The sequence below is a fragment of the Psychrobacter sp. CX90 genome, from assembly GCF_057396305.2.
Map to the genome: position 1 here is coordinate 2,880,903 of NZ_CM182008.1, position 14,136 is coordinate 2,895,038.

At 42.9% G+C, this 14,136-nt stretch carries 9 protein-coding genes; 5 read left to right on the top strand and 4 right to left on the bottom strand.

Annotated elements, in window-relative coordinates; translation table 11 throughout:
- Nucleotides 1–188: 188 nt before the first annotated feature.
- Entirely contained in the window at nucleotides 189–4,115 is a 3,927-nt protein-coding gene (locus tag AC2SLN_RS11480; RefSeq protein WP_486550898.1) for an ExeM/NucH family extracellular endonuclease, read from the top strand.
- Nucleotides 4,116–4,456: 341 nt separating this feature from the next.
- Here the strand turns inward: AC2SLN_RS11480 and AC2SLN_RS11485 are convergent, their stop codons facing one another.
- The 3 genes from AC2SLN_RS11485 to AC2SLN_RS11495 form a co-directional block, all read right to left on the bottom strand.
- Nucleotides 4,457–4,999 carry an acyl-CoA thioesterase gene (locus AC2SLN_RS11485; protein WP_486550900.1) on the bottom strand — a complete coding sequence of 181 codons (543 nt, stop codon included), beginning with the start codon at nucleotides 4,997–4,999 and terminating at the stop codon, nucleotides 4,457–4,459.
- A gap of 592 nt (nucleotides 5,000–5,591) precedes the next feature.
- Nucleotides 5,592–6,608, bottom strand: coding sequence for a YheT family hydrolase (locus AC2SLN_RS11490; RefSeq protein WP_486550901.1), 1,017 nt, complete (start codon nucleotides 6,606–6,608; stop codon nucleotides 5,592–5,594).
- Between the two features lie 196 nt (nucleotides 6,609–6,804).
- A complete protein-coding gene (locus AC2SLN_RS11495) occupies nucleotides 6,805–7,413 on the bottom strand; it encodes a YigZ family protein (protein WP_486550903.1) in 609 nt (202 codons plus the stop codon).
- Nucleotides 7,414–7,687: 274 nt separating this feature from the next.
- On the opposite strand from AC2SLN_RS11495, the gene AC2SLN_RS11500 reads away from it, so the two are divergent.
- The 3 genes from AC2SLN_RS11500 (at nucleotide 7,688) to AC2SLN_RS11510 (ending at nucleotide 11,626) form a co-directional block, all read left to right on the top strand.
- Nucleotides 7,688–8,392, top strand: a complete 705-nt coding sequence (locus AC2SLN_RS11500; RefSeq protein WP_486550905.1) for a pseudouridine synthase — start codon at nucleotides 7,688–7,690, stop codon at nucleotides 8,390–8,392.
- 84 nt (nucleotides 8,393–8,476) lie between these two features.
- Complete coding sequence (locus AC2SLN_RS11505) at nucleotides 8,477–9,691, top strand: IS256 family transposase (protein ID WP_486549243.1); 1,215 nt, start codon at nucleotides 8,477–8,479, stop codon at nucleotides 9,689–9,691.
- Nucleotides 9,692–10,282: 591 nt separating this feature from the next.
- Nucleotides 10,283–11,626, top strand: coding sequence for a thioredoxin fold domain-containing protein (locus tag AC2SLN_RS11510; protein ID WP_486550103.1), 1,344 nt, complete (start codon nucleotides 10,283–10,285; stop codon nucleotides 11,624–11,626).
- 203 nt (nucleotides 11,627–11,829) lie between these two features.
- Here AC2SLN_RS11510 and AC2SLN_RS11515 read toward each other — a convergent pair whose 3' ends face one another.
- On the bottom strand, nucleotides 11,830–12,480 hold the full coding sequence (locus tag AC2SLN_RS11515) for a DUF2939 domain-containing protein (RefSeq protein WP_486550105.1): 651 nt from the start codon (nucleotides 12,478–12,480) through the stop codon (nucleotides 11,830–11,832).
- Between the two features lie 334 nt (nucleotides 12,481–12,814).
- Here AC2SLN_RS11515 and dnaJ point away from each other — a divergent pair, with 334 nt between their 5' ends.
- A complete protein-coding gene (dnaJ, locus tag AC2SLN_RS11520) occupies nucleotides 12,815–13,945 on the top strand; it encodes a molecular chaperone DnaJ (RefSeq protein WP_486550107.1) in 1,131 nt (376 codons plus the stop codon).
- The last annotated feature ends 191 nt before the right edge of the window (nucleotides 13,946–14,136 follow it).

The following is a 14,136-nucleotide window of genomic DNA, read 5'->3' on the forward strand; positions in this document are numbered from 1 at the left end:
TAGATAAGTATTTGAAACTCTTTAATATTTTTTATTTACTAATTACTAAGTACGCCATACAAATTGTCATCAAAGTGTTATTTAGGCTTCATTGGCTTGTCATTTATTCTCCATATTATGACAAGGCTTACCTAGCTTAGTCTTATTTACCTTGATTTTTATCTTGATACCCCACCTTGGAGCACACCATGACAACCTCTTTAAATGCAGGCGATATCGCCATCATTGGTATTAACTCAGACAATCCTGATCAAGTTAGTTTTGTCGCATTAACAGATTTAAGTAAAGATACTGAAATTAAATTTACTGATAATGGTGTGACCAGCACAGGTGCATTTAGGGCTAACGAGGGTACTTGGATATGGACAGCCGATCAGCACATTTCTGCGGGTAGTATTATCACATTGACTAATGATGGTGGCGTTGTTGCCTCATTAGGTACAGTGGCAAGCAAAGGTAACTTAGCCTTATCCGCAAGTGGTGATCAGGTCATTGCTTATCAGGGCGACGATACAGCCCCTAATTTTATATATGCTGTTAATTTAGAAGGGTCAGACTGGCAAGAAGATGCCACGAGCTCAAATACATCTGCATTACCTACAGGTCTTGAAGTTGGCAAAACAGCAATCGCCATTGCAGAGGTAGATAATGCCGTGTATCAAGGCACAACCACTGCCTCTAAAGAGGAACTGCTAGCTGCGATAAGTAATCCAGATAATTGGCAAGGCGACAACAGCACTGGATTTGCTCAACCTACGGGCAGTTTTACCTTAGAAGGCGCTGCACCAGATACAACAGCCCCCACTTTGGTTTCTGCCAATCCCGCTGATAATGACAGCGAACTTGCTGCGAATAGTAATATTACCCTGACATTTGATGAGGTTATCCAGACGGGGAGTGGCAATATCACACTCAAAGACGCAAACGGCAATGTGGTTGAAACCTTTGATGTTGCTCTAAGCGATCGCATTAGCGTGGCTGGTAATACGCTAACCATCGATCCAACGAGCGATCTTGAGGCAGATGCGTCTTATCAATTAAGCATTGATGACACCGCCATTACTGACATTGCAGGCAATGCATGGGCCGTTAATTTCGGCGATACCACACCCAACACCCTTGATTTTACGACATCAACATCAGTGCCTCAACCTACCGATTACACACTCATCCATGACATTCAGGGTGTGGGCAATGATGGCTCGCAGGCGTATCTGGGTCAAGAAGTGACTATCAATGCTATTGTGACGGCTTATGTACCCGGCCTGAAAGGATTTTATGTACAAGAGCAAGCGACCGATTATGATGTGAATGAGGCAACGTCGGAAGGTATCTTTGTTTATTATGGTTCTAATAATCCTGGTGTGATGATGGCGAGTATTGGCGATACGGTCACGCTATCGGGCCTTGTTAACGAGTATTATAACAATACCCAAATTAATTATACGCAAGGATTTACGGTTACCAATGACGGAACTATTAATGATTTACCAGAGCCTATCACTATCACGCTTCCTACCACTGACAGCTTCGACTTTGAAACCGTTGAGGGCATGTATGTCAATATTAAATCGGGGTCAGACAATGGTAGCTTAGTGGTTACTGAAACCTATAATTTAGGACGATATGGCGAAGTAGTCCTCACATCGGATGAGGTACAAGTACAATATACAGAAATCAATAAACCCGACGTTGAGGGTAATCAGGATTATCTTGAAGCCTTAGCGCGTGACCGCATCATTATTGAAGATGCCAGCACTGTGCAAAATCCTGACACGGTTCTTTTTGGTAGAAATGGTGAGCCGTTATCAGACACTAATATTCTAAGAGGTGGCGATAGCGTTGCAGAAGTAAACGGGGTGGTTAATTACTCATTCGGTAACTACAAGATTCAACCTATCGATGGTAAAGGTTATAACTTTACCGGTGAAGATAGACCAACTGCTGAAGACTTACATGCCAAAATCGGTGATGCTGAAATAACGGTGGCTTCTGCCAATGTACTCAACTTCTTTACCACCTTTGGCAATTCGAAGTTTGAAACCCCTTATGGCAATGAGCAGTCTAGCCGCGGCGCAGATAATCTTGAAGAGTATAACCGTCAGCTTGATAAATTAGTGTCTATGATTGAAGGGTTAGATGCCGATGTGGTTGGTTTGATGGAAATTCAAAACAATGGCTATGGCGAAGACAGCGCTATCAAAGCATTTGTCGATGCTATTAATGCAAAAATGGGCGCAAATACTTATGACTATATCAAAGGCCCATTTAACAGTAGCACCGAATCCACAGCAGGCACTGAACCTACAGCAGGCGATGACGCTATTATGGTAGGTATGATTTATAAGCCTGCTAACGTGACACCAGTTGGTTCGGCTGCGGTGCCAGATACTGACGCATACCCTGCCTTTGATAATGGCAACCGTGTACCGTTAGCGCAAGCTTTTAAAGCAAACGCAGATGGCGAGCAATTTAGTGTAGTCGTGAATCATTTTAAATCAAAAGGTAGTGTCATTGATCCAGACCAACAAGACGGCCAAGGTAATAACCCGATCACTCGTTTAGAGGCTGCCCAGCAGCTTAAAAAATGGATGGATACTGATCCAACTGGCACAGGCGACACAGATAATGTACTGATTGGCGATTTTAACTCATACACCATGGAAGACTCTTTACAGTATCTGGAAAATAATGGTTACGATATCCAAAAAGAGGGCTACTCTTATGTATTTAAAGGCGTATGGGGATCACTCGATCATATTATTACCAGCGACTCGTTGAGTGATCAAATTACCGGTGTGGCAACTTGGGGCATCAATGCTGAGGAAGCAACCGCCTTTGACTATGATACCTCCTATAAAAGCGATGGTCAGAAACAGTTATATACCCCAGATGCTTACCGAGCCAGTGATCACAACCCAGTATTAATTGGACTTAACTTAAATCAAAATGAAGTTGTAAATACAGCGCCAGAAGTAAACGAGATTATTGCCGATCAGGTCGCTACGGTAGATGAGACGTTTGAGTTGGTTTTCACTGATAGTCTGTTTACTGACAGGGATGGAGATGAGCTGACTTATAGTGTCACGCTTGCGGATGGCAGCTATTTGCCTGAGTGGTTAAGCTTTGATGCCACCTCGAATACCTTATCAGGTATTGCCCCACAAGGTAAAGACATAGCCATTAAGGTAATCGCAACGGATCCAAGCGGTGCACAAGCTGAACAATTATTTGATTTAATAAGCAATGCACGTCCGCAAGTCAATCAAGCTATAAGCCCTGTACAGTATATATCTGCTTCAGACAGCGATTGGCAATATGACTTACCACAAAATGCCTTTACTGATGCTGATGGCGATGCGTTAACCTATCAAGTTAGCATGGCAGATGGTAGTGAGGTGCCAACGGGTATCCGTATTGATGCTAATACTGGCGAATTAAGTGCTGATGCAACTCAGCTAGCGGCGCAACACCATAATCAATCAGCGGTTTATGATATTCAAATTACCGCGACAGATGCTTATGGTGCCCAAGTTAGCAGTGCTACGCAGCTGGTCGTTAGTCACTCTGTTATTGATGCGGATGCAGGCAAAACCAAAGGGACTTGGTGTGATGATATTATCGTCGCCCAAGATGATGCGTCGCACAGAATCTATGGCCTATTTGGTGACGATATTCTGATCGGTGGCAATGGTAAGGATAGCCTTATTGGGGGTCTAGGAGATGATGAACTGTTCGGACAGGGTGGCAATGATTATCTATCTGGGGGTATCGGTACCGATGTCTTAACTGGTGGAGCGGGTAATGATTGTCTTAAAGGTGGGGTTGGCGATGACACTTATGTATTCTCCAAAGGCGATGGCAACGATGTTATTAAAGATTGGTCTGGTAACGACACGCTTGATTTAACCAGCTTTAGCCTATCCGACTTAGTGGTCGATCTACAAGGTTGTAATTTAGTGATAGAGTTTGATGGTCAGCAGGACAATGTTAATGACAGTGTTACCATTCAAAAATGGAATGCGCCAAGCTTTGGCGGTTATTTCCATATTGAAACGATACAACTGGCTGATACTGTACTAACTGATGATCAGCTAACAGCGATGATTGGTTAATCGTAAAGTAATAGTTGGCGAACTACTAAGTCGTTACGGCGTGACTCTCCCTAGATGTACTATTTGTATTCTCTGCGGCCGAGTGCCTTGTAAGGTTTTAGAGTTCTTTGACCATAACCGTCTAATCAGTTTATGAGTGGCTGTTTAAATGGGCCAGTTAAAAACCCGCTGAAGTTATGCTTTAGCGGGTTTTTACTTTGATCGGTGGATATAGTTGAAGGCATATAAATGAATGACGAGGCAACTGAGAAGGCAACTGAGTGACAAATCAACTGAGTGCAAGGCCTATTGTAGTAGGCTCAATGAGGGTAACGTCTCTTTATTAAACCTATGACTATAAATTAACCTTTAGGTGGCCACGGTCTATCAGCTTCACTCTCAATCCATTCCGCCACATAGCCGGTAGGGGGCATTTTCCAATCAGGTTTGCCTAACGCATCTAGTACCTTTTGGGTTTCAATGACTCGGCCGCCTTTAGTAATACCCGTGCGCAATAAAGCCGTTGAACACGGCTTGCCTTTTACCCACATCGACTGTTCGACATAGATCCAGCGTTCATCAATGGCGGCAATATGCGTCTTAATAGTTACTAAATCAAAAGGACGAATACGCTTGCGGTATTGTATGGTACTGCCTGCTACCACCAATCCCCAACGCTTTTGTAGCAACTTCTTACCCAGTCCAGAGCGGATGGCAAAGTCGGTACGGCCAAAGTCGTATAAGGTAAAGACGCGTCCATTGTTCATTTCAATAAAATTATCGATATCCGTTAGACTACAGCGGATTTGAATCTCTGCTGAGTCTTCAAGATTAATGGTATGACCCTTAGTCGTGGCAACAATCGATTTTACGATAGTTTTGCTATAACGATAAAACGGATACATAAAAGAGTCTCAACATAGAATTAGGCTTTCAATTATGCTTAAAACAAAGTGTCTTGCAAAGTGGTAGACGTGTCTCAGCCGTCATAAATACCATCTATGGCAATATAGTCTGTGTCAAAATAATTCGCTCTGCGGTTGAGCTTCCTGAATCTACGACTTGTACTATAGTCGTAGGCACACTAAAGAGCTACAGCGTTAACCTCACTAAGCCTACTAGAGTAGTACTTGCGTTCGGTTGCCTTGTCCCTGATTTTGAAAATCCGTGTTATTAGTTATCAGGGCATGTTTATCAGTGCAGGTTTGCCAGTAACTCTTTTAGTCTATGGAAACTATCATAATCATAATTGTCATTAGCATAAAGGTTAGAGCGGTTTAGCCTTGACGGCAGCGGATATCCTGACGACGACAATGGTGTTGCTGACGGTTACACTGGTAGTGGTCGCTCGGCCAGATGGAACGCTACCAGTTACTGTAGTCAGCACGCCATTGGCTAGGCAGATAGTAGCGAACGGCGAGATTAGCTCCGCATTCGAATTGTTACATATTGTTAGGGGTCTATCAGTATAAAAGTATGGCAGCGTGATAGGAGCGCTTAAAGCTGTTTAAAAAAGTTCATAGAGGCTTCAGGCATCCAGTTGGAGTTGAACTTTTTATTGTGCCACGTCATAAAGCCAATATGCCCGCCATGTTTGGTTTCACACAATATGACATCATCTGAAACATCGCCACTGGTGGGCATAATGCCAATAAAGGGGTCATCCAACGCAGTGATTATCATGGTAGGTTTAGTAATACCGAGCAAATGCGGTAGGGCGGACGCTTTGGTATAGTAGTCATTTTTTGAGCGGTAGCCATGACGAGGTGCGGTAAAAGCCTCGTCGAATTCGCTGAGGCGGCGGCTGGCTTTAATGGCTTGAAGCTCTGCATCGGTTAATGTATATTCCATGGCTTTAGTCACAATGGGGTTGAGCAAATAGGGCGTATAGACACGGCGACCAAGGAGTCTGTCTAGAGCAACAGAAGAGGATGCTAAATCGAGCGGTGCAGATATAATGCTGGCGGCAATACACAAGGCATCGTCGCCATATTCGCCCATATATTTTGCCAATACACTACCGCCAAGCGAGGTGCCAATCGCATATATAGACTCATATCGTTTGTTCAAATACTGTAGAGAGTGATGAACTTCAAGCGTATCGCCTGCGTCATAGAATACTTGGCCATTGACACGAGTGCCACCACAGCTGCGAAAATGAGCCACAACGAAGTGCCACCCTTGCGCGTGTACATAGTGTGCTAAGGTACGCGCATAATGACTTTGGCTACTGCCTTCCATCCCATGAAATAAAACCACTAAAGGGGTTTTGTAGCGTTCTCCCTCTGCTGGTATTGGTTCATTGACATCATGAAAGTCGTAAGCTACTTCACTCTCGTTTAACGAGTCGAGGGTCAGTGCACGCCGATAGGGGGGCGCATCTGGCATGGTAAACTTAGGTAAGATGGTTTGTAGATGTGGGTTAGCAAGCCAAACCGGTGGCTTAAATGGGATAAGGTTGAAGGCATCGTTATTTAAAACGTGGGTAAAAATCTTCTTTTTTGGCTTAATCATATGGCTTTTTGTATCAATGTGAGAGTTGAGTGTACGTATTACATTCGGTATGCAAAGTCGGTGTAGATTAAGCAATATGATACCTACTATGTGTGACAAAACCAATAGTTTTAGTGTACAAATGATTACTGAGCTTTGGAAAGTTAGTCAAAAAACAGTAAAAGAGGGGTGGTATGCCCTTTATTAGTGCTCCTGGTTATGGTTCTTTAATCACTCTACCGTACATGCCTAACCGCTCTTTTAGAGTTTCTATGTCGCTTTCAGCCAAGGTAGCTGTTAGCATAACCACCTTACTATAATGAACCGCATTAACTTTGCCCTTCATATCTTCAACCACATAGCGCACTTGCGACTCATTAGCGAAATCTGCTTCAATTTGCAGGGTGGTCATCGCTACAAAAGGCGTTAGTCCATTCTTACTCATCGCTTCATCAACTGCTGATTGGGCCGCTCCCGCGTAAGCACGTGTTAATCCGCCTGCACCTAGTTTTATACCGCCAAAATAGCGAACAACGATAATGATGGCATTACCGATGTTTTTATGTTGCAGTACATTGAGTATGGGTCGCCCAGCAGTACCATTAGGTTCGCCATCATCGTCGAACCCTGCACTAGTGGTATTATTCGGATCGCCAATAATGTATGCCCAACAGTGATGACGAGCATCGGGATATTTGTTGCGCAGCTGTTCCACGTGAAACATAGCTTGCTCACGCGTAGGGGCAGGATAGGCATAGGCGATAAACTCAGACTTTTTAATGTCAAGTCGGGCATTAACAGGCTTCGCTAAGGTTTGATAGGTCATGAGCGTTTCAAATAAATAGTTTTAAATAGATTTTCAGAGAAAAAGGAATGGTTGTTATAAACTGGTATAACCTAGATGCCTAATTAAACCTAGCTGTCTAATTAAATAAGTTAAACAAATAAGTGGCCTAATTAGGGTGCATGAATAAAGGCGACAACCAAGTTGAATGACCCAGCAACAAAGCTATCGCTTTGTACAGGTATTGCTATGGTAAACTTGCAATAACTAATTATCTAATTTTATAACCTTAAAATAAACCCAAAGGATAGCACATATGCGTTTAGACAAATTTATCAGTAAAGCCACAGGGCTATCACGTAAAGAGGCCAAAAAAGTGCTTCATGCCAGTGAAATTACTGTGAATGACGACATCGTGAAAGATGGTAGCTTGCATGTTGATGAGTTAAATGATGAGGTCATGTGGGTGGGCGAATCACTGTCCGTCGCCACAGGCAATCGCTATATTTTACTGTATAAACCTGAAGGCTTCGAGTGTACGCTGAAGCCGAAAGAATATCCTATTGTGACCGAGCTGATTGCCATACCAGAGCTTGATACATTGCGTATTGCAGGGCGTCTGGATGTCGATACTACAGGGGCTCTGATTTTAAGTGATGATGGCAGCTGGTTACACCGAGTGACTAGCCCAAAGCATCAGCATGAAAAAGTATATGAGCTGACCTTAGCAAGCCCGATGGACGAAAACGAGCAAGCTAATGCCACTACTAAAGTAGCCAAGGGGATTTTACTGGAGGGCGACCATGAGCCTACTAAACCAGCAACACTAGCGTTTATTGATGACACCCATGCCCGTTTAATTTTAACGGAAGGCAAATACCATCAAGTGAAACGCATGATGGGTTATTTTGGTAATAGAGTGATTGAACTGCATCGATCCAGTATTGGTGGTATTACCCTAGAAGGCTTGGAGAAGGGTGACAGTCGTTTTTTAACAGAGGAAGAAGTCGCTAGTTTTTAGCCGTGCTGTATTGCTATTTGGCCGTGCTGAGAGTTTCCCAAAAACTGTGTAACTGCTTATAATCCACTAACCGGAGAATAAGCAATGACTACTCAATCTGACATTAAAAAACTAGCCGAGCAAATGGCTGGTAGCATGAAAAGCTTCGATGACATTAAAGACTTTCAAAGGCAGCTCATGCAATCCTTTATTGATACTGCCTTAGAGGCTGAAATGGAAGACCATCTCGGCTACCCCAAACATCAAAAAGCGGATAAACCTAATAAGCGTAATGGGCACACTAAAAAGACCGTCCGCAGTGACACAGGCGATCTTGAGATATCCACCCCAAGAGACCGTGACGGCGCTTTTGAACCTACACTCGTGCGCAAGCATCAAACCCGTATTAGTGGCCTTGATGACAAGATTATATTCCTTTACGCCAAGGGTCAAACCACCACCGAGATTGTAGAGAGCATTAAAGAGCTCTACGACGTTGATATATCAAGCTCTCTTGTCTCAAGAGTCACGGACAACATCTTAGAGGACATCACCGCTTGGCAGAACCGGCCACTGAGTAGTGTTTATCCTATCGTCTATTTGGACTGTATTGTCGTTAAAGTACGCCAAGATAAGCAGATTATCAACAAGGCAATCTATCTGGCCTTAGGCGTGGGACTTGATGGTAAAAAAGAGCTGCTTGGCATGTGGTTATCAGAGAATGAGGGCGCTAAGTTCTGGCTGGGTGTTCTCACTGAACTACAAAACCGTGGGGTACAAGATATCCTCATTGCCTGTGTCGATGGTCTAAAGAGCTTCCCTGATGCCATCAATACCGTTTATCCCAAAGCCAAGGTTCAGCTGTGTATCGTGCATATGGTGCGCTATTCGATGAAGTTCGTACCTTGGACGGACAAAAAGGCAGTAGCGGCTGATTTAAAGACCATCTACGGCGCTGATACGCTTGAGATAGCAGAGGCCAACCTTGAGCACTTTGATGAAGTATGGGGCAAAGAGTACCCGCATGTCATCAAGTCTTGGCGCAATAACTGGGAGGGCTTAACGGTGTTCTTTGAGTATCCAAAAGACATCAGAAAAGTGATTTATACTACTAATGCGATAGAATCATTGAACAGCGTGATTCGGACAGCCGTGAATAAGCGTAAGGTGTTCCCATCTGATCAGGCAGCATTCAAGGTAGTATATCTGGCAACCCAGCAGGCCTCTAAAAAGTGGTCGATGCCCATCCGTAACTGGACGTCTGCTCTGAATCGCTTTATGATTATGTTTGATGACCGTATCAGTAAGCATTTAATCTAAATGGCAGTTACACAGAATCTGGGATGGTCTCGCCGTGCTACCGTGTTATATTGCTATTTAGTTAACAATACCTTGCCCACCTATGACTCTGAAAACCTATAACGTTGCAATATAACAAGGGAATAAGCGATTCCCATGCTTGATTGAAATGTTGATAGCATCACTGTTTTATATAATATGATTTATCAAATCATAGGGCAGAGTTAACCTATGCTTCAAGTATAACTATGCATGGTTGAGAGACAATTTAAACGATTCAAATTATTAGACTCACGTTTACTATAAAAAAGTCACATTTATAAGCGTTCTCAATCAAACAGTCGCTTACCAAAAAGCGGCTCTCAATATCATGCTTCTTTTAACAGAAAGAACCTTAGCAAAAGAACTTTAGCAAAAAAACTTTAGAGAGTGATGTGGGTAAGATTGATGCGCTATGCTTTGCCTAATGCTTTTTTAGACTTGGTTATTGATATGAATTATTAAGACACTCTTGCATGCAAAGCAATACGATGCACGTAAAGCAGTGCGCCTAAAACTATGTATGCAAACAGACAAGCACTATACAAATAATTTGATTTGAAAGGATAAGCAATGAGGAAAGAGTTTTGCAAACAGTCTATGCCTAAGTCTATCAATAGATCCATAAACCGCTCGACAAGCCCCTCAACAAACAGAATGATAAACAAATCATTAAACACGGCTATTATCTCAATCAAACAATGCAAGTTAACTGTACTCTTAGTCTGTGCCGTATCAAGCGTGGTAGCTATACCCATTCCAGTCAATGCTGCGTCGTCCTCAACCAATGCCAATGACTCAACCCAGCACATCAAGGCGTTTAATCAAACGCTTAACCAATCACCTAGTCACGCTCAAGCCGCTGACCAAGTATCCAGTCAAGCAAGTCATACAGTCACTGGTATTGAAGCGGCAGATAGCCATCATAATGAAACAGAGAAAAATAAAGAGAAAAATAAAACAGAGCAAAGAAAAGATCTTAGCGCACCAACAAAACAGCGCTTACTAAATACCTTACAACAGGCAGGTATAAAGCAGCCAATTCGCTCAATTGAGCCATCACCGCTGCCCTCCATGTATCAAGTAACACTGGTGGGTAGAGATAGTCCGCCCTTACATATTACCGCTGATGGAAAATATGTACTGCAAGGGGTGCTACACTCAAATCCAAGCCCTAAAGTATCGACGCCCCCCAATGAGCCTACTAGTGCAACCAAAAGTGGCATGCCAGTAAGCCCTGTCCTGAGAGCTTCTATACTGAATAATTCGAAAATGTTAAAACATCTGTCACCTGACGTGCCCTTATATTATACGGCTGTTCCGGGTGTGATTTGGGGGACTACCTTGCAAGGTCAGCCTTTTATAACGACGAAATACGCAGACGTGTTTACCGATGGCGAAATATCCGTGATTGAGGATGGGCGGTTTATGGGGCTTGACGCAGAGTTTGAAAAACAAAAAAACCGCTATATCTTCTCTCAGTTAGATGAAAAAGAGCTGATTGTATACCCTGCCACTACTAAAGAGCGTGCTATTGTCTATGTAGCAACAGATGTAAATTGCCCTTATTGCCGTGTACTACATAAAGAAATAGCCAACATTAACGCCCAAGGCATTACGCTAAAAGTGATTGGTTTTCCAGTGTACGCAGAGTCGTCAGAGCAGATGCGCCGAATCTGGTGTGAAACAGATGAGAGGGCGCGAAAAATGGCACTGGATGTGGCAATGAATGGCATCTTACAAAAAGGTAAGTCGAGGTGTCGTCAAGATCAAAATCCACTCTATGTGAATCAAGTCTTAGCAGCAGGGCTTGCTGTATTTGCGACTCCTGCCATATACCGTACAGATGGCGTTATGTATGATCGTGCTTATGATCAAGATGCCTTTTTGACGTTTTTAGGTCTTAAACCTCTTTAATTCCTATAGACAATTAAGTTAAGTTAGTTGAGCAAACAGCATATGAGGCTCAAAGCGCAACGCTTTGAGCCTTTATTTATCTAAGTAAAGTAGCTTATATTAAGTAGCTTGTATTAAGTAGCCCGTATCAAGTAGCCTTTTCGACTATCAACTTTTAAGGCTAGGAAGCACCCTGCAGATAATGTCTTTTGAGCTAGTGGTATTTAGGGTAGCTCAATATCAACAACCTTCCAGTCAATAAGCCCTTGGCGCTGCATATATATGGTAATGGGATAGCCTTTAACCATGCCTGAAATGGTAAAGCAGTTAATTCCGCAATAGCTTAGCTTAGGTTTGGCACTATCCTCTCCTGTTTGCACGTGTGTCGTCAGCTCTTCGGTTTGTTTTTCCATCATGATATTAATTTGATTTTTCACTACGGAGTTCACATCGCCACGCTGGGCAATCATATCTTGGATCAGGTTTTGTAGATTTACCTTATTACTGGCAATGGCCCATGCAGCAGCCAGCTCTTTGCTAGCCGCATTCGCTTGCCCTTGGGTAGCAATCAAATGGCTGATGTTGTCAGCAGTCACTGCCTTATTAACAGACCCCGTAATAAACTCATCTGCCGCTTGGGTAAGCGCTGCACCGCCCAGTTGTTCTACCAAAGGATACTGCGATAAGGTATTCGCAAACTTATGCGTCAATTGAGCTTGGATATTGGGCTGTAGCTGGGTAAAGTCAATATGACTCACGAGTGCTACGCCATCTTTAGCATCATAGGCCTTCTTTAATTGATAGGCCGTGTAATAAGGAGAGCCTACAAATACGGCAATAGCAATCAACAGGATAAAAATAAGGAATTTTTTCATAAAATAGAGACTAATCAAATGAGGTGAGGGACAAGATAGTCTAATTTTATCATGTCTGCTTGATAATTGAGATGTTTGCCACCATAAATGGGTCAAAGTATTATTTTTATATTAGTTAACTTCATTGTGATTGATTTATTGACATAGCGCGATGTTTCTTTCGTGATGTTTATTTTATATTATCCACATCCATTATTAAAAATTTGAGTATTAAAAAATATAACCCGTTGTGAGTTTTACGCTGTGAATGTCATTTCTGCATAGTATTAATTTGAATACAATTATTTTGCATGGTTTCACGTGAAACACAATAGGGCAATTGAGAGGAGCTTTCATGAGCAAGCGAGATTTTTACGAAGTACTAGGCGTCAGCAAAAACGCCGATGAACGTGAAATAAAAAAGGCCTACCGTAAACTGGCAATGAAATACCATCCAGACCGTAACTCAGACGACCCTGATGCAGAAGAAAAATTTAAAGAAGCCTCTCTAGCTTACGAAGTATTAAGCGATAGTGATAAGCGATCAGCATACGACCGTATGGGGCATGCAGCGTTTGAAAATGGTATGGGTAGTGGCGGTTTTGGCGGTGCTGGTGCTGGCAATTTCCAAGACATCTTTGGCGATATTTTCGGTAACTTTGGCGATATATTTGGTCAATCGCGTGGGGGTGGACGTGCACGGCGTGGGTCAGATTTACGTTACGTCATCGAGCTTACATTAGAAGAGGCGGTGCGGGGCTGTAAAAAAGAAATTAGCTTTACTGCGCCAGCGCCATGCGATACTTGTGACGGAAAAGGCGCAAAAGATCCTTCAGATATTGTTACCTGTCAGACTTGTGGTGGTCAAGGTCAAGTCCGAATGCAACAAGGTTTCTTTGCGGTACAGCAAACCTGTCCAAACTGTGGCGGTTCAGGTAAACAAATCAAGAACCCGTGCAGTGACTGTCATGGTAGTGGCGTTAAAGATAAAGCACGAACGCTTGAAGTGTCTATCCCTGCGGGTGTTGATGATGGCGACAGAGTTCGCTTAGCCGGTGAAGGTGAGGCCGGTGGTGCAGGCGTGCAAAATGGTGATCTTTATGTTGAGGTTCGTGTTAAAGAGCACCCTGTCTTTAAGCGTCAAGGTGCAGATCTGTATATGGATGTACCGATTAGCATTACAGATGCAGCTTTGGGTAAAGAAGTTGAAATTCCAACACTTGATGGCAAAGTAAAAATCAAGGTGGCTGAAGGGACACAAAGTGGCAAATTATTACGGGTGCGCGGTAAAGGGGTTACCCCAGTGCGCACCACCATGAAAGGGGATATGATTTGCCGTATTATGGTTGAAACCCCTGTAAACCTTAACCGTGAACAAAAAGAGTTACTCCGCCAGTTTCAAGACACCCTTGATGGCGATGAGAAGCACCATCAATCGCCTAAGAAAAAGTCGTTTTTTGAAAAGTTAGGCGATCTTTTTGATTAATTTTTTTGACTGATTCGTGATCAATAAGCAACTGATAGTAAATCAGTAGCACTAATATAGCAGAACTAATATAGCAACACTGAGATAGAACTATTAGAGCACCGTCTCTGCATTCTTGCAGCATTAATTAAATATTAACTCATAAGTTTCACGTGGAACTTATGAGTTTTTTTATAAGTAGAAGTTTGGCT